This window comes from Chromobacterium vaccinii (assembly GCF_001855275.1).
Classification (GTDB): Bacteria; Pseudomonadota; Gammaproteobacteria; order Burkholderiales; family Chromobacteriaceae; genus Chromobacterium; species Chromobacterium vaccinii.
This window is the reverse complement of the sequence record NZ_CP017707.1, coordinates 239337-264803: the sequence shown is the minus strand read 5'-3', so window position 1 is coordinate 264803 and position 25467 is coordinate 239337. Positions and strand designations below refer to the sequence as shown.

General features: G+C 68.9%; 13 protein-coding genes. 4 read left to right on the top strand and 9 right to left on the bottom strand.

The genetic code is table 11. The features are described from left to right. The first annotated feature begins 46 nt into the window (after window positions 1–46). Genes fepD through BKX93_RS01155 form a run of 3 tightly spaced genes read left to right on the top strand, consistent with a single transcriptional unit; the run spans window position 47 to window position 2900 of the window. Window positions 47–1027, top strand: a complete 981-nt coding sequence (gene fepD, locus BKX93_RS01165; RefSeq protein WP_244887216.1) for a Fe(3+)-siderophore ABC transporter permease — start codon at window positions 47–49, stop codon at window positions 1025–1027. Next, window positions 1024–2067 (top strand): iron-enterobactin ABC transporter permease, encoded by a 1044-nt coding sequence (gene fepG, locus BKX93_RS01160; RefSeq protein WP_070978241.1) that lies wholly within the window; start codon window positions 1024–1026, stop codon window positions 2065–2067. Before fepD ends, fepG begins: the two co-directional genes overlap by 4 nt. After that, complete coding sequence (locus tag BKX93_RS01155) at window positions 2064–2900, top strand: ABC transporter ATP-binding protein (RefSeq protein WP_083340377.1); 837 nt, start codon at window positions 2064–2066, stop codon at window positions 2898–2900. The genes fepG and BKX93_RS01155 overlap by 4 nt, the downstream gene beginning before the upstream one ends. Before the next feature lie 66 nt (window positions 2901–2966). Here the strand turns inward: BKX93_RS01155 and BKX93_RS01150 are convergent, their stop codons facing one another. The 3 genes from BKX93_RS01150 to fes all read right to left on the bottom strand — a co-directional run bounded on the left by BKX93_RS01150 (window position 2967) and on the right by fes (window position 13160). Beyond that, window positions 2967–11453 (bottom strand): non-ribosomal peptide synthetase, encoded by an 8487-nt coding sequence (locus BKX93_RS01150; RefSeq protein WP_244887215.1) that lies wholly within the window; start codon window positions 11451–11453, stop codon window positions 2967–2969. Window positions 11454–11556: 103 nt separating this feature from the next. Further along, window positions 11557–11769 (bottom strand): MbtH family protein, encoded by a 213-nt coding sequence (locus BKX93_RS01145; RefSeq protein ID WP_070978235.1) that lies wholly within the window; start codon window positions 11767–11769, stop codon window positions 11557–11559. A gap of 71 nt (window positions 11770–11840) precedes the next feature. Continuing rightward, window positions 11841–13160 (bottom strand): enterochelin esterase, encoded by a 1320-nt coding sequence (fes, locus tag BKX93_RS01140; protein WP_244887214.1) that lies wholly within the window; start codon window positions 13158–13160, stop codon window positions 11841–11843. Between the two features lie 252 nt (window positions 13161–13412). On the opposite strand from fes, the gene BKX93_RS01135 reads away from it, so the two are divergent. Next, window positions 13413–15458: a TonB-dependent receptor gene (locus BKX93_RS01135; RefSeq protein WP_083340375.1), complete on the top strand. Its 2046-nt coding sequence runs from the start codon at window positions 13413–13415 to the stop codon at window positions 15456–15458. Between the two features lie 82 nt (window positions 15459–15540). Here the strand turns inward: BKX93_RS01135 and BKX93_RS01130 are convergent, their stop codons facing one another. The 6 genes from BKX93_RS01130 to BKX93_RS01105 all read right to left on the bottom strand — a co-directional run bounded on the left by BKX93_RS01130 (window position 15541) and on the right by BKX93_RS01105 (window position 25458). Next, window positions 15541–17151 (bottom strand): MAC/perforin domain-containing protein, encoded by a 1611-nt coding sequence (locus BKX93_RS01130; RefSeq protein ID WP_083340374.1) that lies wholly within the window; start codon window positions 17149–17151, stop codon window positions 15541–15543. Between the two features lie 190 nt (window positions 17152–17341). Beyond that, the gene (locus tag BKX93_RS01125; RefSeq protein WP_070978231.1) at window positions 17342–20083 is read right to left on the bottom strand and encodes a nitrate reductase; all 2742 of its coding nucleotides are present in this window, start codon (window positions 20081–20083) and stop codon (window positions 17342–17344) included. After that, a complete protein-coding gene (gene nirD / locus BKX93_RS01120) occupies window positions 20068–20382 on the bottom strand; it encodes a nitrite reductase small subunit NirD (protein WP_083340373.1) in 315 nt (104 codons plus the stop codon). The genes BKX93_RS01125 and nirD overlap by 16 nt, the downstream gene beginning before the upstream one ends. Before the next feature lie 11 nt (window positions 20383–20393). Then, window positions 20394–22850, bottom strand: a complete 2457-nt coding sequence (gene nirB, locus BKX93_RS01115) for a nitrite reductase large subunit NirB (protein ID WP_244887213.1) — start codon at window positions 22848–22850, stop codon at window positions 20394–20396. Window positions 22851–22860: 10 nt separating this feature from the next. Next, window positions 22861–24063 carry a nitrate/nitrite transporter gene (locus tag BKX93_RS01110; protein ID WP_070981606.1) on the bottom strand — a complete coding sequence of 401 codons (1203 nt, stop codon included), beginning with the start codon at window positions 24061–24063 and terminating at the stop codon, window positions 22861–22863. Between the two features lie 288 nt (window positions 24064–24351). Then, window positions 24352–25458 (bottom strand): CmpA/NrtA family ABC transporter substrate-binding protein, encoded by a 1107-nt coding sequence (locus BKX93_RS01105; RefSeq protein ID WP_070978230.1) that lies wholly within the window; start codon window positions 25456–25458, stop codon window positions 24352–24354. Window positions 25459–25467 lie beyond the last annotated feature (9 nt).

Sequence of the window (25467 nt, the reverse complement as noted above, 5' to 3'; positions counted from 1 at the left end):
TCATTTAATCATGCCTACTCGCCCTCATGCGGCCACGCGCCAACGGATGACGCTCTTGCTCGCCTGCCTGACGCTGCTGGCCGTCGTATCCGTGCTGAGCCTGGCGCTGGGCGCCAAGCCGATTCCGCTCGCCACCGTCTGGGACAGCCTGCTTGGCCGCGCCGCCGGGCCGGACAGCGTGGTCGTATTGCAGGGGCGGCTGCCGCGCACGCTGCTGGGCCTGCTGGCCGGCGCGGCGCTGGGCTTGTCCGGCGCGCTGATCCAGGCGCTGACCCGCAATCCGCTGGCCGACCCCGGCATACTCGGCGTCAACGCCGGCGCCAGCTTCGCGATGGTGCTGGGCGTCGCCTTCCTTACAGTGGACAGCCAGGGCGGCTACATGGCCTGCGCGGCGGTGGGCGCGCTGTGCGCGACGCTGCTGGTCTACGCCGTGGGCGCGCGCGGCCGCCGCGCCGATCCGCTGCGCATCGTGCTGGCCGGCGTAGCGGTCGGCGCGGTGCTGATGGGCCTGTCCGCCGCCATCACCCTGCTCGACCCCATCGCCTTCAACCGTCTGCGCTACTGGAACGCCGGCACGCTGGACGTGCGCGACATGGCCGCCGTCGGCCTGGCCGCGCCCGCCATCCTGGCCGGCGGCGTGCTGGCGCTGCTGTTGGCCCGTCCGCTGAACGCGATGGGCCTGGGCAACGATCTGGCGGTCAGCCTGGGCGGCCGGCCGCTGCTGATCCAGGGCGGCGCCGTGGCCGCCGTCACCCTGCTGTCCGGTGCCAGCACCGCCGTCGCCGGGCCGATAGGCTTCGTCGGCCTGATGATTCCCCATGTCGCGCGCCGGCTGGGCGGCGCCGACCTTCGCTGGAACCTGCCCTTCACCGCGCTGCTGGCGCCGATACTGCTGCTGTCGTCCGATATCGCCGGCCGCTTGCTGACGCCGGGCGAGCTGCGCGTGTCCATCGTCACCGCCTTCATCGGCGCGCCGGCGCTGATCTGGCTGGCGCGCAGCCACGGCGGATCGGGAGGCAAGGCATGAAAACGGCGCATCTGCGGCTGGGCGATCCAGATGGCCGCTTCAATCTTCGCATCAAGCCGGGCCGGCTATGGCCGGCGCTGCTGCTGATGGCGGCCTGCGCCGCGCTGGCGCTGCTGAGCTTGCGCGCAGGCGCCCTGCATCTGAGCGTCGAGCAAGTGTGGGCGGCGTTGCAAGGCCAGGGCAGCCGGCTGAACGTGGCCGTGGTGCAGCAATGGCGGCTGCCGCGGGTGGCGATGGCGCTGGCGATCGGCGCGGCGCTGGGCATGAGCGGCGCGATTTTCCAATCGCTGCTGCGCAATCCCTTGGGCAGCCCGGACGTGGTGGGATTCAACACCGGCGCCTACACCGGCGCGCTGCTGGTGATCACCACCATCGGCGGCAGCCATTTCCAGATCGCCGGCGGCGCGCTGGCCGGCGGCCTCGCCTCCGCCGCGCTGGTCTACCTGCTGGCCTGGAAGCGCGGCGCGCACGGACTCCGGCTGATCATCGTCGGCATCGCCGTCAGCGCCATGCTGAGCGCGCTCAACAGCTGGCTGCTGATCAACGCCAGCCTGGAGTCGGCGATGAGCGCGGCCATCTGGGGCGCCGGCACGCTGAACGGCATCACCTGGAGCAAAGGCCTGCCGTCGGCGCTGTTCTGCCTGTTGGCCATGCTGGCGGCGATGGCGCTGAAGCCGCGGATGCGGCTGCTGGAAATGGGCGACGATTGCGCCAGCGCGCTGGGCGTGCCGGCCGAGCGCACCCGGCTGATGCTGATGGGCCTGGGCGTGGCGCTGATCGCCTCCGCCACCGCCGCCGCAGGGCCGATTTCCTTCATCGCGCTGGCCGCGCCGCAAATCGCCCAGCGCCTGCAGCGCGCGCGCGCCACCAGCCCGCTCACCGCCGCCTGGACCGGCGCGCTGCTGCTGCTGGCGGCCGACTACGCCGCCCAACACCTGTTCTATCCGCGCCAGCTGCCGGTTGGCGTCGTCACCATCTGCATCGGCGGCCTTTACCTGCTGTGGCTGCTGCTGCGCCAAACCGGAGGCACGAAATCGTGACCACCCTGTCCCTGAAGCTCAGCCCCGCCGCCATCGATCCCGCCCTGCCCGCGTCCGGCCTGCCCAGGCTGTCCGGCGACGGCCTGCGCCTGGGCTACCGCCAACGGACGATCTGCGAGCAGCTGAACCTGCGCATTCCCGATGGCTCCTTCACCGTCGTCATCGGCCCCAACGGCTGCGGCAAATCGACTCTGCTGCGCAGCCTTAGCCGCCTGCTGAAACCGCTGGACGGCCAAGTGAGGCTGGACGGCCGCGACATCCACAGCCAGCCGGCCAAGGCGGTGGCGCGCCAGCTGGGCCTGCTGCCGCAAAGCGCCGTCGCGCCGGACGGCATCACCGTGGCCGATCTGGTGGCGCGCGGCCGCTACCCGCACCAGGGCCTGCTGCGGCAATGGAGCCGCGAAGACGAAAGCGCGGTCAATGAAGCGCTGAAAGCCACCGGCACCGCCGAGCTGGCCGACCGGCTGGTGGACGAGCTGTCCGGCGGCCAGCGCCAGCGCGCCTGGGTGGCGATGGCCCTGGCCCAACAAACGCCGCTGCTGCTGCTGGACGAGCCCACCACCTATCTGGACATCGCCCACCAGATCGAACTCTTGGAGCTGTTCCGCCGGCTGAACCGCGACGGCGGCCGCACCCTGGTGGCGGTGCTGCACGACATCAACCACGCCTGCCGCTACGCCACCCACTTGATAGCGATGAAGGACGGCCGCATCGTCGCCGAGGGCACGCCGTCGCGCATCGTCAGCGCCGAGCTGATCGAGCAGGTGTTCGGCCTGCCCTGCCTGATCATCGAGGACCCGGTCAGCCATACGCCGATGGTGATTCCGCGCTGAGCTTGGCTTGCCGTCCCACCATGAAAAATGGCCCCGTGAGGGGCCATTTTCATTGGCCGGAATCCATCACCCCAGGCTGTTCACCTCCTTCAGGATGCCGTCCAGCATCGGGCCCAGCGTCTCCAGCGACTGCGGCGACACGATATCCTCGTGCGCGCAGTCCAGCTCGTGCACGGTCAGGCCGCCCAGGTGCGACCCCCACGTTGCGCGCACGTCCATGCCCTCGGGCAGGGTGCGGCGGGCGACGAACAGCGTGGCCGCGCCGTCGTAGCGCGGCGTGCGCGCCTGCGACAGCAGCCGCACCGCATCCTGGTAGTTGGCGACGATGTGGCCGAACATCTCGGTCTTCTCCCGCAGCATGAAGGCGTCGGCGGCGTCCTCGGTGGCGGACATGAACTGCTGCTGCTCGCGCGCCACTTCGGCCTTGGCCTCGTCCTCGGTCGGGCCGCTCCAGTCCTGGCCCTCCGGCGGATAGGTGTCGAGCAGCCCCAGGAAGGCCACCTCCTCGCCCTCGGCTCGCAGCCTGGCCGCCAGCGCCTGCGCCACCGTGCCGCCCAGCGAATAGCCGATCAAATGGTACGGCCCTTGCGGCTGGATGCGGCGCAGATTGGCCAGATGGCGCTCGCACACCTCATCCATGTCGGCGCAGCGCGCGATGGCGCCGTCCGGGCGCGGCGACTGCAGACCCACCAGCGCGAGGCCGGGGCGCAGATGGCGCGACAGGCCGCTGTACTGCCAGGCAAAGCCGGAAGCCGGGTGGATGCAGAACAGCGGCCGCCCCTTGCCGGCGCGCAGCGGCAACACCTCGCCGAAGCCGGCCAGCGCCGGGTCGGACATGAGGCCGCTGTCGGACAGCACCGCCGCCAGCTTGGCCACCGTCGGCGAGCTCATGATCTGGCCCACCGACACCGGCAGCTTCAGCTCGCGGCGCAGCGTCGCCACCAGCCGCATCGCCAGCAGCGAGTGGCCGCCCAGCGCGAAGAAGTCGTCGTCGGCGCGCACCACGTCGCATTCCAATATCTCGGCGAACAGCGCGGCGATGCGGCTCTCCAGACCCGGACGCGGCTCGCGGCCCTCGGCCGCCGCCGTCGAAGACGGCTCCGGCAGCGCTTTGCGGTCCAGCTTGCCGTTGGCACTGAGCGGGAAGTCCGCAAGGCGCATCACGGCCACCGGCACCATATGCGCCGGCAGGATCTTGGCCAGCGTCGCGCGCAGCGCGTCGGCCTCGGGCGGGTTGTCCGGATCGGACGCGATCACATAGCCGACCAACTGGCGGTTGTCGGCGCCGGCGGAATGGGCCGCCTGGCCGCCCAGCGCGCGGGCATGGACCACAGCGCGGGCGACGCCCGGCAGCGCCAGCAGCGCCGCCTCGATCTCGCCCAGCTCGATGCGCTGGCCGCGTATCTTCAGCTGGTCGTCGCTGCGGCCCAGATACTCGACCGCGCCGTCCGGCAGCCAGCGCGCGATGTCGCCGGTGCGGTACATTCGCTCGCCGTCGGCGTACGGATCGGCGACGAAGCGGGCCGCGGTCAGATCCGGCCGGCCCAGGTAGCCGTGGGCCAGCTGCGCGCCGCACAGATAGAGCTCGCCCGGCGCGCCGACCGGCACCGGCCGCAGCGCGGCGTCCAGTATTCGCAGCGCGGTGTTCCACACCGGCAGGCCGATGGGCACGCTGGCCGATTCCGGCGCCGGCTTGGCCGCCGGCTGGTAGCTGACGTCCACCGCCGCCTCGGTCGGGCCGTACAGATTGTGCAGCGGCGCGTCCATCAGGCCGGCGTAGCCGTCGGCCAGCTCGCGCGACAGCGCCTCGCCGCTGCAGAAAACGCGGCGCAGGCCGGCCGCCTGGGCCGAACGCGCCGCCGCGTCGCCCTGCATATGGGCCAGCAGCGCCGCCAGCATCGACGGAACAAAGTGCAAGGTGGTGACGCCGCGCGCGGCGATCAGCTCCAGCAGCGCCTCCGGGTCGCGGTGCGCGTCCGGCGGCGCCATGAACAGCCGCGCGCCGACGATCAGCGGCCAGAAGAATTCCCATACCGACACGTCGAAGCTGCAAGGCGTTTTCTGCAGCACCACGTCGTCCGCGCCCAAGCGGTACTCGTGCTGCATCCACAGCAGGCGGTTGACGATGGCGCGGTGCGAAACCAGCACGCCCTTGGGCCGCCCGGTGGAGCCGGAGGTGTACAGCAGATAGGCTGCGTGGTCCGGCGTCAGCGCCGGCGCGTCGAAGGCCTGCGGATCGGCCGCCAGCGCGTCCTGCAGCAGCAGCTCGCCCATGGCGGCGAAGCGCGGCGCCAGCTCGGCGCAAGTGACGATCAGCGCCGGCTTGGCGTCGGCCACCATATAGGCCAGCCGCTCGTCCGGGTAGCCGGTGTCCAGCGGCAGATAGGCGGCGCCGGCCTCCTGCGCCGCCATCAGCGCCAGGCTCAGGTGCACCGAGCGCGGCAAGGCCACCGCGACGATGTCGCCCGGCTTGACGCCGGCCGCGCGCAGCCTTCCGGCCAGATACGCTACCTGGGCGCGGGTTTCGGCGTAGCTGAGCGCATGCGCCTCGTCCAGCAGCGCCGGCGCGTCCGGCGTCCTGGCCGCCTGGGCCGCCAGCAGCGACGACAGCGTGGTTTCAGGAATGACTGCGGCGGTGGCGTTGACCCGCTCGATCAGCTCGCGCTCGGCGCCGGTCAGCGGATTAAAGACCGACCACGGCAGCTCTGGTTGATAAGCCAGATGCTCCAGCAGCGACTGCATGCGCTCGGCCAGCTGTCCCGGATCCTTGACCAGGTCGCGGTACTCGATCAGCAGGCGCAGCCGGTCGCCCGGCAGCGCCAGCACCGTCAGCGGATAGTGGGTATGGCCGCGGTTGCGCAGCGAGGCGATGCGCGCGCAGTGGTAGTCGCGCGACTGCATGTCCTGATCCGGGTAGTTCTCCACCACCAGCAGCGTGTCGAACAGCGTGGCCGCGCCGGCCAGGCGCTGGATTTCAGCAAGGCCCAGCCCGTCATGTTCCAGCAGACGGATCTGCCGCGCCTGCAAGTCGGCCAGCTGTTCCCACAGCGGCGCGTCCGGCCGCAGAACCACCCGTACCGGAATGGTGTTGCTGAACAAGCCGATATGCTCGTCCACGCCGTCCACCGGGCTGAAGCGGCCCGACACCGGCGAGCCGAACACCACGTCGTTGCGGCCGGTCAGCACCGACAGCAGCGCGCCCCACATGCCCTGCATCGCGGTGTTCAGGGTGAGGCCGCGTTCGCGGCAGCGCTCGGTCAGCGCGTCTTCCAGCGCTTGCGGCAGCACCAGCTCGAATTCCCGCACTTCCGGCGCGGCCGTCTGCTGGCCGAACAGCAGCGTGGGCTTGACGCCGTCCAGCGTCTGCAGCCACAGCTGCCGCGCCGGCGTCAGGTCGCGCGCGGCCAGCGCGCGGACCACGCTGGGGTAATCGACGCGGATCGCCGGCAGCGTGTCCGGCCCATCGCCGTAGGCGGCCAGCAGGTCGCGCAGCATGATGGGCGTGGACCAACCATCGACAACCAAATGGTGCGCGGTCAGGAACAGCGTGGACAGTTGGCCGTGGCGCGCCAGCGTGGCCTGCAGCAGCGGGCCATGGCTGGGGCCGCCGACCGTAAAGTCGCGGTTCAGCTCCTCACGCTCCAACGCCTGCAGCGCCTCGGTCTCGTCAGCCGACGCGGCCAGCTCCAGCTCGCGCCACGGCCATTCCGGCAGCACAAGCGGCAGCAGTTGCAACGGTTCGGCCTGAGCTTCGCTGTCGAAACCTGCGGCCAACTGCGGATGGCGGCGCAATACCGCCGCCAGCGCCGCGCGCAGCCTGTCGCTGCCCAGCGGGCCTTCGAAAGTAACGCGGGTGATGGAGTTGTACTTGCCGGCCGCCTCGCCCAGTTGGGCGTGGAACAGCAAGCCCTGCTGCAGCGGCAGCACCGGCAAGGCGGCGGCCAAGCGGCCGTGGCGGGCGCAGAGCGCCGCCAGCTCGGCGTCGGACAGCGGCGCGCCGCCGGCGCCCAGCGTCTCGGCGGCCACCAGCGTGTCGGCCGCGGCCAGCGGATCGCGTTCGGCGAGACGAGCCAGCGCGGCGATGGCGCTGTCCATCCGCTGCCCCAGGCGTTCTATGGCGTCGGCGCCGTACAGCGCGTCGGCCCAGGTCCAGTTGACCGCCACGCGCGGCGCGGCGCCGGACTCGTCGACGAAGACATTGGCCTCCAGCCCGTATTGCAGCGGCAAGGCCGGATCGATGTCGACGGCGAAGGCGTCGGCGAAGCGGCCGCCGGCGGCCAGCGGCGTCCATTCGCCGTCGCTGGCCTGGAAGCGGCCCAGGTAGTTGAATAGCAGCGCCGGGCGGTTCTGCGCCTCCAGCGCGCCCAGCGCCGGGCCATGCTCGTCGTCCAGATAACGCAGCACGCTGTAGCCCAGCCCGTGGTCCGGCATCGCCCGCATCACGCGCTTGACCGCGCGCAGCGCCTCCAGGGCGGCCGCGTCGCCGGCCTCCCGGGTCGACAGGTCGAACAGCGCCGGATATTCGGCGGTCAGCCAGCCCACGGTGCGGCCGAGGTCGATGCCGTCGTCGCCGGCGTGGCGGCCGTGCGACTCCAAACCTACGCGCAAGCGCTGCGCGTCGAATTCGCCGCGGCAGGCCAGCAGCAGCGCCGCCAGCAGGATTTCCTCCACCGTCGCGCGGCAAGCGTTCGGCAGCTTTTGCAGCAAAGCCGCGCTGGCGGCCTCGCCGAGCAGCGCGCGGCTGTGGCGGGCCGCGTCGTGGCGGTCGCGGGCCGGGTCCAGCGCCTTGGCGCTCAATGCGTCGGCCTTTCCGGCCAGCATGCCGCGCCACATCGCCAGCTCGCCGCGGCGGGCCGGCGCCTGGCCGGCCAGCGTTTTCGCCCACTCGCGCAGGCCGAATTCCTCGCGCGGCAGCTGGACGGCCTCTCCAGCCATCGCTGCCTCGCAGGCGGACCGCAGCTCCGGCAGCAGCGCGCGCCAAGATACGCCGTCGACCGCCAGGTGGTGAATGGCCAGCAGCACATGCTTGCCGTCGGCGCCACTCCGCAGCGCCGCCTGCAACATCAGGCCGTTTTCCGGGTCCAGCCGCGCGCAGGCGATTTCGAACAGGCTGTCCGGCGTCGCGTCGGGCGCGGCCTCGATCAGTATCCGCGCGTCCAATGCGGACGGCGCGGCGTCCAGATGCAGTTGGCCGTCAGCGGCGCGGCTGCGCAATGCCGGGTGGGCGCGCTGCAAGGCCAGCAGGCCGGCGGCCAGGTGCTCGGGGGCCAGCGCCGCCGGCGCTTTCAGCCACACGCCCTGGACGAAGCGGCTGGCCATGCCGTATTGCTCGGCGAACCAGCTGACGATGGGCAATCTGCCCAGCGGGCCGGCCGCGTCGTCGGCTGCCGGATTAGCAGCCGACAGCGGTTGCAGCGCCGCCGCCATGCCGCCCGGCGTGCGCTTGGCGAACACGTCGCGCGGGCGCAGCAGGAAGCCGGCGCGGCGCAGTTCGGTGCCCAGGCTCATCGCCGAGATGCTGTCGCCGCCGAGCTGGAAGAAGTCGTCGTCGGGGCCGGCCTGCTCCAGGTTCAGCACTCGGGCCACCGCCGCGCACAGCAGGCGCTCGGCGTCGTTGGCCGGCTCGCGTCCTGCGGCGGCGTTCTGCGGCCGGATCGCCGGCAGCGCCTTGCGGTCTATCTTGCCGTTGATGTTGACCGGCCATTCCGACAGCACCGCCAGCGCCGACGGCACCATGTAGTCGGGCAGCGTTTCGGCCACTTGCGCCAGCAAGGCGGCGGACAGGCCGGCCTCCTCGTGGCGGCCGGCGTCGGCCATCGTGCAATAGGCGATCAGCCGGTGGCTGCCGCCCACCGCCTCGGCCAGCACCACGGCGGCGTTGACGCCGGGCAGGCTGGCCAGCGCGTGCTCGACCTCGCCCATCTCGATGCGGAAGCCACGCACCTTGATCTGGTGGTCGACGCGGCCGATGAAGTCCATCTGGCCGCAGGCGTTCCAGCGCACCAGGTCGCCGGTGCGGTACATCAGCTCGCCGTCGCCGAAGGGACTGGCGACGAAGCGGGCCGCGGTCAAGGACGGGCGATTCAGATAGCCCAGGCCCAGGCCGGCGCCGGCCAGGTACAGCTCGCCGGCCACGCCTATCGCCACCGGACGCAAAGCGGCGTCCAACACCAGCGCGCGGGTATTGGCCACCGGCCGGCCCACCACCGGCTCTTCTGCTATCGAACCCGGCGCGCCCAGCGCCGAGATCGTGTATTCGGTCGGGCCATAGAAATTATGGAAATGCAGCTGCGAGTAGCCGCGCATCTCCTTCCACAGCGCCGGCGGCACCGCCTCGCCGCCCACCATCACCATGCCGGGCTGCCAATGGCCGTCATCCATCAGGCCGCAATCCAGCATCTGCCGCAGCAGCGACGGCGGTACGTCCATCTCGTCGATGCGCTCGCGGCGCACCAGATCGACCAGCTGCTGCGCGTCGCGGCGCAGCTCCTCGTCGCACAGATGCACTTCCTGGCCCATGAAGAGCCAGAACAGCTGCTCCAGCGCGCCGTCAAAGGACAGCGAGGCGGTCTGCATCGTACGCACCCGGCGGCCGCGTACGCGGACGAAATCGCCGAACAGGCCGCTCTGCTGGCTCAACAGCAGGTTGAGGAAGCTGGCGTGGGCGATCATCACGCCCTTCGGTTTGCCGGTGGAGCCGGAGGTATAGATCATATAGGCCAGCCGGTCACCGTCCAGCGGACGCAGCCGTTCCGCGTCGTCCAGCGGCTGGGCGGCGCGGGCGGCCAAGCGCGCCCGGACCGCATCGTCGTCCAGGCACAGCGCCGGCAGGCTTGGCAGCCGGGCGCGGACGCCGGAGCGGGTCAGCAGCAAGGTCGGCGCGGCGTCCTCGCACATCAGAGCCAGCCGCTCGGGCGGATAGTCCAGATCCAGCGGCAGGAAGGCGGCGCCGGCCGCCAGCGTGCCCAGTATCGCCACCACGGTGTCGACGCTGCGCGGCACGGCGACGCCGACCACGCTTCCGTCGCCGATGCCGCGCGAGAGCAGTTCGCGAGCCAGCTGCGCCACGCGGGCCGACAGCAGGCCGTAGCTCAGCCGCTCGTCGCCGCAGACCAGCGCGGTTTCATTTTCGTAACGCGCGGCGCTGGCCAGGAACACGTCCAGCGCGGTGCGCGCGCCGGCCGGCGCGCTGACGCGCGGCCCACGCGACCACTCGTCCAACGCGGCCTTCTCCGCGGCGCTATGCAAAGGCGCGTCGCCGACGGCAGCGCCGCCGGCCAGGGCGGCGATGAAGCCGCGCAGCCGCCAAGCGTGCCACTCCAACTCCGCCGCGTCATAGCGAGCCGGATTGGCGCTCAGCTCCACCACCAGCGCCTCGCCCTGCTGCCAGAGGCCGAATTCGATGTCGTCTATCGGCCCCACAGCCAGCGGCAGCGTGACGCCCGTTACCTCGCCCAGCCGCAGCGACTGGTCGTAGATCTTCAGGTTCAGCGTCGCGCCGTACAAGGCGCGGTTGGAACCGACCATGCCGCTGTCGCGCTGGATCTGCTCGGCGTCGTAGCGCTCATGGCGGCGCACCTGTTTCAATTCGTCGGCCAAGCGCCGCGCGAGCGTAGCCAGATCGTCGCCATCGTCGATATCCAGCGCCACCGGCAACACATTCACCACCGGGCCCACGGCCCGCAGCGCCGCCGACCCCATGCGCCGCATGAAAGGCACGCCCATCGCCACCCTGCTCTTGCCGCTCATCCTGGCCAGGTAGGCGAAAACGGCCGCCATGGCCTGCGGCGCCGCCGTTCCTCCAGCGATTTCAAAACGCCGGCGCAGCACGTCGACATTGGCCGCGCCGTCGCCTGCCAGCGCGTCGCGCGCGGACAAGGTAGACGGCGACGGCAGCGCGGCGGCGTAGCCGCGCCAGAACGCGCGGTCTTCCTCGCAGCGCGGGCTGGCCAGGTAGCTTTCGCGCTCGGCCGCGACATCGGCGAAAGAAACAAATGGCGACGGCGGCGGCGCTTCGCCGCGGCCCAGCGCCTGGTAGAGGTCGGCGATGCGGCGGGTCAGCGCGGCGAAGCTGTAGCCGTCGACGCAGACATGGTGGTAGCGCTGATACCAGAACCAGCGCTCGCCCGCGCCGCCAGCCAGCTTGAACAGGCGGTGCAGATACAGCGGCCGCTCGCCGTCGGCCGGCAGATCCGCGGACAAGTCTTCGCGCATCCACCGCCGAGCCAGGCTTTCCGGATCAGCCTCGGCGCTCAGGTCATGGATTTCGGGATGGGGCAGGTTCTCGGCGCTCAGCCCTTGCCGCAGAAGCTGCGCCGGGCCGTCCGGCGTTTCCAGGTACTGGGCGACGACGGTGTCGGCCTCGGCCAGGCCCAAACAGATGGACTGCCGCAGCCGCTCGGCGTCTATCGCGCCGTCCAGTTCTACGCAGTGGGCGACGGCGTAGGTGTTCTTTTGTTCGGCGATCTGGTCCGCTAGCCAGATGCCCAGTTGCGAGCCGAACAGCGGCAGCTCGCGCTCGACGGCGGAGGGTTTTGTTTCAATGGTCAACACGATGCTTTCCCGGATGCGGGTAATCGGAACGGCCGGCGCGCAGCAGGCCGCGCCCAGGCCTGCGGCATGGGCGGGACGATGCGAAAATGAGGAAACGGCGGCCTCAGCCGCTGCGCAGCGCGCGCGGCCGGATGTCGGTCCAGTTTGCGTCGAGATAGGAAACGCACGCGCCGCGGCCGGCCGGGCCGAATACGGCGCGCCAGCCCGCTGGCGACGCGAGTTGCGACGGCCACAGGCTGTGCTGGTCCTGGTGATTTACCAGTACGAGAAAGGAAAGGCTTTCGTCATCGAAAGGGTTGGTTTGCTCCGCGCTCATGGCGAACACTCCAGCAAGGCGAGCCGGCCTGCAGGCGGGCTTGGCCCGCCTTCGGACGATTCTGGTTTGTTTTAGGGGGCGACCCAGGGCCGCCACAGACAGCCCAACCCTTGCAACAAACCGCCGCGCCAGCACAGCCAGTCATGCCCTCCCTCGAATATCCGGTAATGCACGTCGTGCCCGGCGCGCTCCAGCGCCGCGCGGTGGCTGTCGTTGACGTCCACCATCACCTCCTCGCGGCTGCCCACCTCCTGGAACACGCGCAGCCGTCCGGGCGGCGTCTCGCCGGCCTCCAGCCGCTCGGTCAGCCGGCCCTTGCTGCCCGGCAGGCGGCGGGCGCTTGCCGCGCGCGCCTTTTCATGTAATTCCACGTGTGGCCACCAGAACGAGCCGGACTGGCTGAGCACGCAGCCGAAACGGTCCGGCCAGTTGAGGCCGGCGAACATCGCAGCCAGGCCGCCATAGCTCTGCCCGGCCACCACTGTGCAATCGGCCCGGCCGCTGAACGGCGCGATCAGAGCCGCCTGCGGCAGCAGTTCCTTTTGCAAGGCCAGCCAGAATGCGGCGTTGCAGGGCAAGTCTTCCTCGCGGTGCTTGCCGTCGATGCTGTCGATCAGCAAATACACCGCGGGCGGCAAACGGCCGCGGCGGGTGTCCTCGTCCAGCGCGGCGAACACCGGCAGGCGCTGCGCCCAATGCTGGCCGTCCAGCAAAATCGCCAGCGGCCTCTCGGCCCATTGTCCGACAGAAATCTCGCCCGTGTGGTAGATCCAGACCCGGCGCGCCTTGCCGAGCATGGCGCTGTCCCAGCGGATTTCCGTCAGGCGGCGCGGATCGGCCCCCTGCCCGGTTTTGTCCCAGGCGGCCCAGGCGGACTGGTCCGGGGCGTCGGGCAGATGCAGCGGCGACAAGCTGGCGCCCCAGCTGCTGCGGTAGTCGGCGGCGGGGTTGAGCGGATCGGCGACGGCCTGGGCCATGATGCTCAGCCACCATTCGCGATGAAGAAGCCGGCTCTGGCGGACATCGCCGCCGGGAACGGGAGGCGTCTGTCCGGCCGCTACCGGGATATAGGCGTAACTACCGCGCCAATCCGCCGGCAACACCGCCTGCCACCACCAGACGTCGGTATCGCCCAGGCGGGACAACGATTGCGGCTGCGGGCTATGGTGATCGGTGACGGAGTTGACGTCGGCGTACACACGGACGATGGACGAAGCGGCGGGACCGCCGGCCGGATCCCGCCACAGGAAAGTCACGCATACGCGCCCGTCCGGCAGCCGCTCTCGCAGCGGCGCGCCCGCGGCGGCCAGCCGGTCCCACCATTGCGGTTTGCCCGCTTCCGGGTGTTGCAGCCAAGCCGCGCTTTCCACTGCCACTTGATTCCATTCCACAACGTTCTCCACCGATCCAGGCCGCGCAATGAATGCGGCCGCTACCGGCCAATTCGATTCGCGTTAAGTTATTGCATATTGTTAATGATAAATATTATCATTTGCATCTGTTGATCGCAACGATCTCAACGGGTCAGCACCGGCCCCACAGTTCCGTCCGCCGCATTAGCCAACGATTCCTCGCCAGCCAGACGACGCCGCAGAACCGCCCCCGGTCAATCTGACAATAACCACAATGAGGAATCTGGAACGATGGAAAAACTCCCGCACCGCAAGCGCGACGCCCTGGCCCACGCCACCCTGCTGGCCTTGGCCTGCCTGGGAGGCATGTCGCTGCCCCACTCCGCGCTGGCGGCTCCGGCCGACCAACAAGACGCCGCCCTGCCTACCGTGACCGTCACCGGCGAGAAGATCAACCGCTCGCTGAAAGACACCACCACCGCGGTATCGGTGCTGCGCGACACCGACACCGGCGAGATCAAATCGGTCTATGACGCGGCGGCCGCCACCCCCAACGCCACGGCCAACGGTGCCGGCATCATCAATATCCGCGGCGTGGAAGGCACCGGCCCCGGCACCGGCTACAACACGCTGGTCTCCGGCTCCCGCCCGCGCGTCAGCACCACGGTTGACGGCATGTCGGAAAGCTGGAACGGCCAGCGCTACGTCGACGCCAGCCCATGGGACGTGGAACAGATAGAAGTGCTGCGCGGCCCGCAGTCCACCACTCAGGGCCGCAATACCATGGCCGGCGCCATCGTGGTCAACACCAAGGACCCGACTTTCGACTGGGAAGGCGCGCTGCGCGCCGGCTATGAGAATAAGGACGGCAAAGTGACGCTGGCCGGCATGATCTCCGGTCCGATCACCGACGAGCTGGCTTTTCGCGTCGCCGCCGAAGGCCTGAACGGCCACAGCTACATCGATTATCCGGGCGCCATGCCCTGGGACGCGTCCGAAGTGAAAAACAGCAGCTTCCGCGGCAAGCTGCTGTGGAAGCCCAGCGCGCTGCCGGGCTTCACCGCCAAGCTGACGGTGGCGCACCACAAGAACAAGGGCGAATACCTGAACTACGTCGACGGCAACTACTTCGACTACCAGTATCACCGCCTGTCGACCGAAGCTCGCTATCAGGACTCGTTCAACAACACCGTCAGCGCCGATCTGCGATACCAGATCAATGACGCCTGGAGCGCCAGCCTGCTGCTGGGCCACGCCGACAACATCAGCGCGTTCAAAGATTCCGACACGCCCGCATTCAGCATGAGGCTGGACGAGAAGGGCAACACCGCCGAGGCCCGCCTGGCCTACGCGCCGCAGGATGGCTGGCTGAGCGGCTTGGTTGGCGTCTATTACTACGACCGCGACCAGGACATGAACGCCTCTCCGCGCGTAGCGGCCAAGGATCGCCTCAAGACCGAGGCGTTTTACGGCGAAGCCACGCTGGCGCTAGACGACAAGTGGAGCCTCAATCTGGGCGGCCGCGCGGAACGCGAGATGCAACGACGCAACACCACGCTGGGCCCCGGACAGAGCTACGAAGCTCAAGCCAGCTATGACCTCGGCGAAACCTTGTTCCTGCCCAAGGCCGGCCTGAGCTACAAGTACAGCCCATCCACCACCCTGGGCCTGTCCGCGCGCAAAGGCTACAACGCCGGCGGCTCCGGCCTGGACAACGACAACAAGTACTACACCTTCAACAAGGAACAGGTCACAACCTACGAGCTGAGCAGCCGCTCCACCTTCCTGGACGAGCGCGTCAGCCTCAACGCCAATGCCTTTTTCAACCAGTACACCGGCTACCAAGCCATACTGGGGTCGCGCTTCACCAATATTCCGGAAGGGCAAAGCTACGGCCTGGAACTGGAAAGCAAAGCGCGCGTCACGCCGAAGCTGACCCTCAGCGCCGGCATCGGCCTGTTGAACACCAAGGTGACCGGCACCGACGCCGCCAATCCCGGCATACAAGGCAATCAGTTCAACTACGCGCCGCATCTGACAGTCAACCTGGGCTTCAAGCAGCGTCTGCCGCGCAACTTCTATATTGGCGGCAGCCTGAACCGCGTCGGGTCCTACTATTCGGACATCACCAATGACCCGGCCCGCACCGCCGGCGACTACATCGTGGCCAACCTGAACACCGGCTACGAGGACGCCCGCTGGGGGGTACGCGCCTACGTCAACAATCTGACCAACCAAGGCGTGCTCTACGCCCAGATTCCGGCCCGCGGCAACAATCTGGGGGTGATAGGCGCGCCGCGCACGGTCGGCGTGACGGTGGACTACCGCTTCAACTGAGCCCGTCCCGCCTGGCGCAGACGGTGAGATAAAACAAGGCTGCCATCCGGCAGCCTTGTTTTTTTGCCCGGTCAGCCCCGGATCACAGCTTGGACATCATCGCTTCCATGCCTTGGTGCTGGCTGAGCATGGACTTCATTTCCTGCGTGGACGCGATCGCGCTGGTCTTCACGCATGCGATGCTGCCGCGCAAGCGCTCGATGTCGCCGGAATTGGGCGGGTTGTTGTAATTAGGCACGCCGGCGAAGCAAGAGGACGCCACCGCGCCGGCCGCGCCCGGTTGCCACAGGCTGACATCCTTGCGCGCGCCGGTGCCCTTGTCCCACCACACCCGGTTTTGCAGCGTCTGCACATCCGCGCACAGGCTTTGATGCACGCAAACATAGTCCGGCAGATTCGGCGGGTTATAGCCGCTGGTGGCCAGCATCATCACGTCGCCCAGCGCGCGGTAGCCCTGCGGCGGAATCGCGCGCCAGCACGCGTAGTCCTTGGACTTGCCGGAACCGGCGTCGTCCCACACCCGCTGCCACCCCACCGGCGCCTTCAGCACGCCCAGATCGAACAGATCCTTGAAAATCGGCGTATGGCCGTCCGCCACGCTGGCATGGTTGCGCTGACCGAACTGGCCAACCATTTTGTAGCCATTGGAGGTGCTGGGATTGAACACAGCCAGATCCTCCGACGCGCCGGAGCCGCTATCCTCCCCAGCCTTCACCATAGGCGGCCGCGCGTCCATCAGCAGCACCTTGTCCACCTTGGGGATGGACTGCTGCGACTGCTTCATGAATTCGGGGAAGGCGTCCTCAAGCTCGACGCGGCGCTCGGGCTTGTCGGCCAGCACCCAGATCGGTTGCAGGCTTTCGGTGGAAAAATCCATCAGCGTCGCATAGTCGAGCAGCGATTCCGCCCATTGCGAGAACGCCTGCTGCGAATCCGGACCGTGCAGTATGCGATCGGTCATGCCCGGCTTGCCGCCGGTGGCGGTGAGACGGATGGTGGAGTTGCTGCGGAAGCTGTTGACCTGCTTTTCCATCTCGGAGCCATGCTCGATCTTGATCTCGCCCACCAGCGCCTTGTAGGACATTTCGGCGGTGGTGGACAGCGACTGGCTGCTGTCCATCTTCAAGGTCTTGCTGGCCGCGCTGTAGTCCAGACGGCCGCCCACTGCCGCTTCCGATATGTAGTAGGGACCATAGCGCTTGAACAGCTCCATGGCCGGCATATTGGGGTTGTTCAGGTCGTCGCGGAAATCGCGGCGCAGCATCGAACGCAGCGTGGCCGCGCCAGGCAGGCTGATGTACCACAGCACATGGGCTTCGCGGGTGGAGCTGTAGGTAATCTCGGTCAGTTGCTGGTCCGTGGTGGTGAAATCCACGCTCAGCGAAGCGCTGAACAACTTGTAGCGGCCGGACACGCCCACGTGCTGGCTCATTTTCTCCCGATACTCTTCGATTTCCTTGCTGACATCCTGTTTGAAGTCGGAATGGAAATAGGTGTGTACATGCATGCTGCGGGGAAAGGTGTAGCTGCGGCCCTCGATTTCGATGCTGTCCAGCTCGCCGCCGAAATCGAACAAGGGTTGGCCAAGCAGGCTTTCCGGGCTGGCGTACAAACCATTCACGTCATAGCCCATGCCCATGGAAGTAACGCCGGGGAGGTTGCCAAGCTGACCTGCATTTGCTGCGGATGCCATGGAATTCCTTTCTTAACGTTATAATCGAATGGCATTTTCACAACGCCGCTAGATATATAGCGCCCATCCCACGGCCATGCCGCTGGTCCTCCGATCAGTAAAATTACGGAACTCGTTTGCGCTGGAACAAGGCGCGACGGCCATCCGCCTCTCGATCCTTGAAACGCGCCATCCAGCCGCGCATGCCCGCTCAAACGTTTTGCGCAGTGTTGGCGGCCATTCGCGCCAGCTCCGGCGCGCAGGAACCGCAGACGGCGCCGCACCCCAACTCGGCCTTCAACTCCGCCAAGTCCTGCCCCTGCCGCAGCCTGTCCAAAATGGCGGCCTCGCCCACCTGCTTGCATTGACACACGATGCGGTCCCGCTTGGCGGCGCGCGTCCCGCCGGGAGAAAACGCGGCATGCCGCGGCCCCAGCCATGGCTGGCCATCCAGCAGCCGTTGCAGCAAGCTTTCGCCCGCGTCGCGGTCCGCCTGCCCGCCACCGGCGAAAACCAATCCCGCCAGCCGGTCGCCATTCCAGGCCACGCGCTTGAGCACGCCTCGCCCGTCGTCGCGGTACTCCAGCACATCCGGTCCCGGGCGCAGCGCCAGCGCGTCCAGCAAGCGCGCCAGCCAATCCGGCCTGGCAGCGGAATCGGCAGCGCGCAACAGCAAGACATTTCCCGCCGCCAGCGAGATCGCCGCATAGGCCATATTCCCCAACAGCGGCGTCAATTCCGCCTGCAAGGCCGACAAATCCGGATGGCGCAACGCGGCCAGCACCCTCCAGGGCAGCTCGGCCTTTTCCACCTTCACCGCCGCGTGCTTGAGCTCCGGCTGGAACGACAATCCGTCGACCGCCGAGGTGGTCGCTTCGTTGCTGCCGCCGCTGTTGAGGAACTGGCGGCTCCAGTGCATGGCGGCGAACACGCAGCCGCGCGTCAGATCGCCGTCGGTCTTCAGCGGCAACACCCACAGCCCGCGCTTGCTGGCGACGCGCACCAGATCGCCGTCGCGCAGACTCCTCCGCTCGGCGTCTTCCGGATGCATGCGCAGCTCCGGCTCCGGACTGTGAGAAAACAGGCCGGGCACGCGCCCGGTGCGGCTCATGCCGTGCCATTGATCGCGCAGACGGCCGGTGATCAATCGGAACGGATAGTGGGCCGATATCTTGTCCGCCGGAGGCCGGTAATCGATCGCGTGGAAACGCGCCTTGCCGTCGTCGGTGGCGAAGACGCCGTCGACGTAGCGCCTCGCCTGGCCCTCTGTCTGGCCAGCACGCAACGGCCATTGCTGCGGCCCCCTCGCTTCCAGCAGAGCGTAATCCAGCCCGCCCATGTCCAGATCCCGGCCCACGGTCAGCGCGCGGTGTTCGTCGAACACCTGCCCGGCATCGGCATAGGCGAAATGGTCGGCTTCATCCGGATGCAGGCGCGCCGCCAGCCTCCGGCCGAACTCGGCGGCGATCCAGCCATCCGGCCTGGCCTCTCCCGGCGGCGGCGCTGCGGCCCGCACCCGGCTGACGCGGCGTTCTGAATTGGTGACCGTGCCCTCTTTCTCGCCCCAGCTGGCCGCCGGCAGCAGGATGTCGGCGAAAGCGGTGGTGTCGGTTTCGGCGAAAGCGTCCTGCACCACCACCAGCTCGGCGCGGCTCAACGCCTGCCGCGCCATCGCCAGGTCCGGCAGCGAGTGGGCCGGATTGGTGCAGACTATCCATACCGCCTTGATCTCGCCCCGCGCCAGCGCCTCGAACATCGCCACCGCAGGCAAACCGGGGCGCGAAGACAGCCGCGACTCCGGCACGCCCCAGTGCGCGGCCACTTCGCGCCGGTGATCGGGATTGGCGATGTCCCGGTGCGCGGCCAGCATGGTGGCCATGCCGCCCACCTCGCGTCCGCCCATCGCGTTGGGCTGGCCGGTCAGCGAGAACGGCCCGGCGCCCGGCCGGCCGATCTGGCCTGTCGCCAGGTGCAGATTGATCAACGCCAGGTTCTTGGCCGTGCCCTGGCTGGACTGGTTCAGGCCCATGCAGTACAGCGACAGGCTGGCCGGGCTGCGGCCGAACCATTCCGCCGCGGTGACGATGTCCTCGGCCCGCGCGCCGCAGATTTCCGCCGCCATCTTCGGCGTGTAGTCGCGGACCATGCGCTTGAGCGCGTCGAAGCCCTCGGCATGGGCGGCGATGTAGCCGGCATCGATCAGCCCCTCCCAGATCAGGTGGTGCAGCATGCCGTGGAACAACGCCACGTCGGTGCCGGGCTGGATCTGCAGGTGCAGGTCGGCCATCGCCGCGGTGTCGGTGCGGCGCGGATCGACCACGATCCAGCGCGCGTCGGGCCAATCCCGCCTGGCGTCTTCCAGCCGGCGGAACAGCACCGGGTGGGCGTAGGCCATATTGCTGCCGGCGAACAACACGCAGCCGGCGGATTCCAGATCTTCGTAACAGGTGGGCGGGCCGTCGGCGCCGAAGGCCATCTTGTAGGCGGTGACGGCGCTGGACATGCACAGCCGGGAATTGGTGTCGATATTGTTGGTGCCGGCCACGCCCTTGGCCAACTTGTTGAACAGGTAGTAATCCTCGGTCAGCAACTGGCCGGACGCGTAAAACGCCACCGCGTCCGGGCCATGGCGCCGGATGATGTCGGCGAAGCTGTCCGCCGCCGCGTCCAGCGCCTGATCCCAGCCGACGCGCCGGCGCGGCTCATCCCTGCCCCGCCTCATTTCAGGAAACAAGGCGCGGCCGCTGTCGCTGGCGGCGCTGGCCGCCAGGCTCAGGCCCTTGCCGCACAGCCGGCCGTAATTGGCCGGATGCTCCGGATCGCCGCGTACGCCGGTGATGCGGCCATTCTCGCTCTCTATCAGTACGCCGCAGCCGACGCCGCAATAGCAGCAGGTGGATCGGGTTTCCGTCTTGTCCATCGCCTCGTCCCTCCCCGCTACAACGCCAGCCATACCGCGCCGTTCTCCTCCCTGGCGGGGAAACGGCGCGCGCAGCCGGCGTCCGGCGCCAGCGCCTCGCCGCTGGCCAGGTCTATGTTCCAGCCGTGCAGCGGACAGGCCACCGCGCGGCCATGCACCATGCCTTGGCTGAGCGGGCCGCCCTTGTGCGGGCAACGGTCCAGCAGCGCGAACACCTGGTCGTCGTGAGTGCGGAACAGCGCGATGTCGCCGTCCTCCCACGCCAGCACGCGGCTGCCTTGTCGCGGGATGTCGTCCAGCGCGCAGATTCTGGTCCAGTTTTCCATGCTCATCTCGACTCTCCTCAGGCTTCGACCGCGATGGGAATGAACTCGCGCTTCTGCGCGCCGGCGACGCGCGCCGCCCAAGGGTCGGGCAGGCCCTGCAGGGAAAACAGCAGCCGCTGGTGCAGCGCGCGGCGGCTGTCGGCGTCGTCCACCACGCGGGCCTTGATGTAATCCAGGCCGACGCGGGCGATATAGTGGACGGTGCGGTCCAGGTAGTAAGCCTCCTCGCGGTACAGCTGCAGGAAGGCGCCGCCGTACTCCTTCACCTCCTCCGCCGTCTTCACCTTGCACAGGAATTGCGCCACCTCGGTCTTGATGCCGCCGTTGCCGCCCACGTACAGTTCCCAGCCGGACTCCACCGCGATCACGCCCACATCCTTGATGCCGGCCTCGGCGCAGTTGCGCGGGCAGCCCGACACCGCCAGCTTGACCTTGTGCGGGCTCCACATATTGGCCAGCATGGTTTCCAGGTCTATGCCCATCTGGGTGCTGTTCTGGGTGCCGAAACGGCAGAACTCGCTGCCGACGCAGGTCTTCACCGTGCGGATGGATTTGCCGTAGGCGTGGCCGGAGTTCATCCCCAGATCGCGCCAGACATCGACCAGGTCTTCCTTCTTGATCCCTAATAAATCGATGCGCTGGCCGCCGGTGACCTTCAGCATCTTCACCCGGTATTTGTCGGCGACGTCGGCGATGCGGCGCAGCTCGTCGGCGGTGGTGACGCCGCCCTTCATTTGCGGAATCACCGAGAAGGTGCCGTCCTTCTGGATGTTGGCGTGCGCCCGCTCGTTGATGAAGCGGCTCTGCGGGTCGTCCACCGCCTCGTGCGGCCAGGTGGACAGCAGGTAGTAGTTGATCGCCGGCCGGCAGCTGGCGCAGCCGTTGGGCGTCCGCCACTCCAGGAAATGGAACACCTCGGCGTGGGTCAGCAGATGGCGCTCCCGTATCGCCTGGCGCAGCTCGGCGTGGCTATGGCCGGTGCAGCCGCACACTGCCTTGGTCTTGGGCGTTTCCTGGAAGCTGGAGCCGACCACGCTCATCAGCACTTGCTCGACCAGTCCGGCGCAGGAGCCGCAGGAGCTGGCCGCCTTGGTGTGCTTCTTCACCTCGTCCAGCGTGAGCAGGCCCTTGTCCTCGATCGCTTTGACGATGGCGCCCTTGCACACGCCGTTGCAGCCGCAAACCTCGTCTTCGCCCCTCATCGCCGCCGCGCGGCTCTGGCCCTGCACGCCGGCGTCGCCTATCGCCGTTTCGCCGAACATCAGCGTGTCGCGCAGATCGGCCACGCTGCGGCCCTCGCGCAGCAGCTTGAAATACCAGGCACCGTCGCCGGTGTCGCCGTACAGGCAAACGCCGGCCAGCTTGTCGCCGCGCAGCACCAGCTTCTTGTAGACGCCGCCGGCCGGGTCGGACAGCACGATTTCCTCGCAGCCGTCGCCGCCCATGAAGTCGCCGGCGGAAAACAGGTCGATTCCCGTCACTTTCAGCTTGGTGGACGACACCGAACCGCCATAGCGGGCCACGCCCAGCCGCGCCAGGTGGTTGGCGCATACCTTGGCCTGCTCGAACAGCGGCGCCACCAGCCCATAGGCCACGCCGCGGTGGCTGGCGCACTCGCCGACGGCGTAGATGCGCGGGTCCGAGGTCTGCAAGGTGTCGTCCACCACCACCCCGCGGCTGCAATGCAGGCCGGCGGCCTCGGCCAATGCGGCGTTGGGGCGGATGCCCACCGCCATCACCACCAGCTCGGCCGGAATCTCCTCGCCGTCGCGGAAGCGGACGCCGCGCACCCGGCCCTGGCCATCGTCCAGCAGCGCGGCGGTCTGCCGCCCCATCAGGAAACGGATGCCGCGCGCCTCCAACGCCCGGCGCAGCAGCTCGCCCGCCTGGCGGTCCAGCTGGCGTTCCAGCAGCCAGTCGGCCAGATGGACGACGGCGACGTCCATGCCGCGCAGCCTCAGGCCGTTGGCGGCCTCCAGCCCCAGCAGGCCGCCGCCGATCACCACCGTGCCGCGCCTCTGGCCCGCGGCCTCCATCATGTACTCGGTATCGGCAATGTCGCGGTAGCCGATCACCCCATCCAGCTCGCGCCCCGGGATCGGCAGCATCACCGGCGAGGAGCCGGTGGCCAGCAGCAGCCTGTCGTAGCCGGCGACGGCGCCGTCTTCCGCCACCACCTCGCGCCGAGCCCGGTCGATGGCGCTGACGCGCTTGCCCATATGCAGCGCGATGCTCCGCTCAGCGTACCACTCCGGCGGATTCAGCACGATATCGCCGAACGCCTGCTCCCCCGCCAGCACCGGCGACAACAGGATGCGGTTGTAGTTGGGATGCGGTTCCGCGCCGAACACCGTGATGTCGTAGAGATCCGGCGCCAGCGCCAGCAGCTCCTCCACCGCGCGGATGCCGGCCATGCCGTTGCCCACCACCACCAGCCGCTGCCTGGCCCGGTCTTTCAGTTCGGCCATGTCCATGTCCGTCTCCTCACACGCGGGCGGCGGCCGCCGCCCAGTTGCCGCGCCAGCGCCGCTGCACGCCGGCCAGGCTGAGCCAGGCCAGCAGGCACAGGCCGGCAAACAGCCACAAACCGGGCGCGTAGTCGCCGCTGGCCTGCTTGACCGCGCCCAGGCCCGCCGCCAGGGTGAAGCCGCCCACGCCGCCGGCCATGCCCACCAGGCCGGTCATCACGCCCAGCTCCCGGCCGAAGCGCTGCGGCACCAGCTGGAACACCGCGCCGTTGCCCGCGCCCAGGCACAGCATGGCCAGCACGAACAGGGCCAGCGCCGCGCCCGCGCCGCCGGCATTGAGCGCGGCCGCAGCCATCAGCAAGGCGCAGGCCAGATAAACCGCCAGCAGCGAACGGGTGCCGCCCAGCCTATCGGCCAGCATGCCGCCCAAGGGCCGCATCACCGAGCCGGCAAACACGCAGGCGGCGGTATAGAGCCCGGCGGTTTTGGCGTCGAAGCCGAATTGATCGTGGAAATAGCCGGGCAAAGCGCCGGCGAAACCGGAAAAGCCACCGAAAGTCATCGAGTAGAAGAACATGAACCACCAGGCGTCCTTTTCCTTCAGCACGGCCAGGTAATCAGCCAACCGTTTCGGCGCGGCGGCGGCGGGCGCCTCCCTGGCGCACAGGGCGAAAATCGCCAGCGTCAGCAACAGCGGCACACAGGCCAGGCCGAACACGTTCTGCCAGCCGTAAGCCATGGCCAGCGCCGGCGCGAACAAGGCCGCCAGCACCGTGCCGGAATTGCCCGCCCCGGCGATGCCCATCGCCGCGCCCTGATGCTGCGGCGGATACCAGCGCGAGGCCAGCGGCAGCGCGGCGGCGAACGAGGCCCCGGCCACGCCCAGCAGCGCGCCCAGCGCCAGCATCGCGCCGAAGCTGGACAGATCGGCGAGCCAGCCGCCGAACAGCGCGGCGATCACGATGATCTGGCCAAGCAGGCCGGCGCGCTTGGCGCCGATGCGGTCCGCCAGCGCGCCCATCAGCGGCCGCAGCAAAGCGCCGGCCAGGATGGGCGTGGCCACCATCAGGCCGCGTTGCTGGGTGGAAAGCCCGAGCGCGGCGGCGATGGGCACCTGCAACGGCCCCAGCAGATACCAGGCCATGAAGCTCACGTCAAAGTACAGAAAGGCGCAAGCCAGCGTAGGCCGGTGCCCGGACTGCCAGAAGCTACGGTTCATGATCGCTCCCGGCGCGCGGTCCGCCCTCTCCGCCCGGCCGGCTTGCGGCCAGACCATCGGCAGGAACGGCGGATTCAGTCCGCGCGCAGATAGTCAAAACAAAACGGCGTCCTCTCCGTATCTGAACAGGAGAGGACGCCGTTGTCCCTAGTGGCAATCACCTACGTTGGCGTTTGCCCGAATGTGTCCGGCGGCGCGCCGTTGCGCCGTCCGGGATCAGGAACGCAAATCGCGTGCCAGCCTGAAAGCCCCGGTTTTAGCTGGCGTGGCCGTTTTTGCTGCACCGCATCAGTGCGTTTCCGCCAAATCCGCACCGGTTTTGGGCGGCGGCCACGCCTGCCCGTCCATCAACAGGGCGGGATGCCGGTCGGATTCCGGCAAGGCGACGCCGCAGCGCTCCGCCGCCTGGCGGTACAGCGCCGTTCCGCAAATCGCCTGCGCGATGTCCCGATCGCCATCGCCCCGCCACAGCCCCCAGCGGCGGTATTGGCACAGAAACCACAGCGTGTCGGCCGGATCGGGGAAGTTGACCCGCCCCTCGTCGAAGAAGCGTAGCGGCGCGGCCTGCAAGGGGTGCGCGCGCCAATGCCGCAGGATGGTTTCCGCCGGCACGCCCAGCCAGGCGTCCTCGGCCAGCCAGGCCGCCGCCTGCTCCTGGTTGTCCGGCTGGTCCAGCCAGTGGCAGGCCAGCAGCAGGGTTTCGATCAGCGCCGAGGCCAGCTGCGGCTGCCGATCGGCCAGCTCGCGGCGGCAGATCAGCGCCTTTTCCGGATGCTCCGGCCAGATGGCCGCGCTATCGGCGACCAGGCAAGCGCTGCCCTGCTCCTCGGTCACCGCGTGCCAGGGCTGGCCCGCGCAATAGCCGTCCAGCGCGCCCGTCCGCATCGCCGCGCCCATCTGCGGCGGCGGAATGACCACGCAGCGCGCGGCGCGCAAGGGATGCACATCCTGAGCCGCCAGCCAGTAATACAGCCACATCGCATGGGTGCCGGCGGGAAAGGTGTGCGCCAGGCGCAAGGGGCGGCCCAAGCGGCGGGCGATGTCGGCCAGGCTGGCACCGTCGCGCCGCTGCGCCGCCAGGCCCGGACTCAAGCTGATGCCCTGGCCATTGCGGTTCAGCGTCATCAACACCGTCATATCGCATTGCGGCCCGCCCAGGCCCAGCTGCATGCCGCAAGCCAGGCCGTGCAGCGCATGGGCGGCGTCCAGCTGCCCGGCCAGCAGGCGGTCGCGCAATGCCGCCCAGGATGGCTGCCGCAGCGGCTGCAGCGCCAGGCCGTTCATGCGGTCCAGCCCCAGCCGGCAGGCGACCGCCAGCGGCGCGCAATCGGTCAGCGGCAGGAAGCCGACGCGGACCCGCGCCAAGCTGTTGTCTTCAGGATAATCTGCATGCATCGCGGCCTC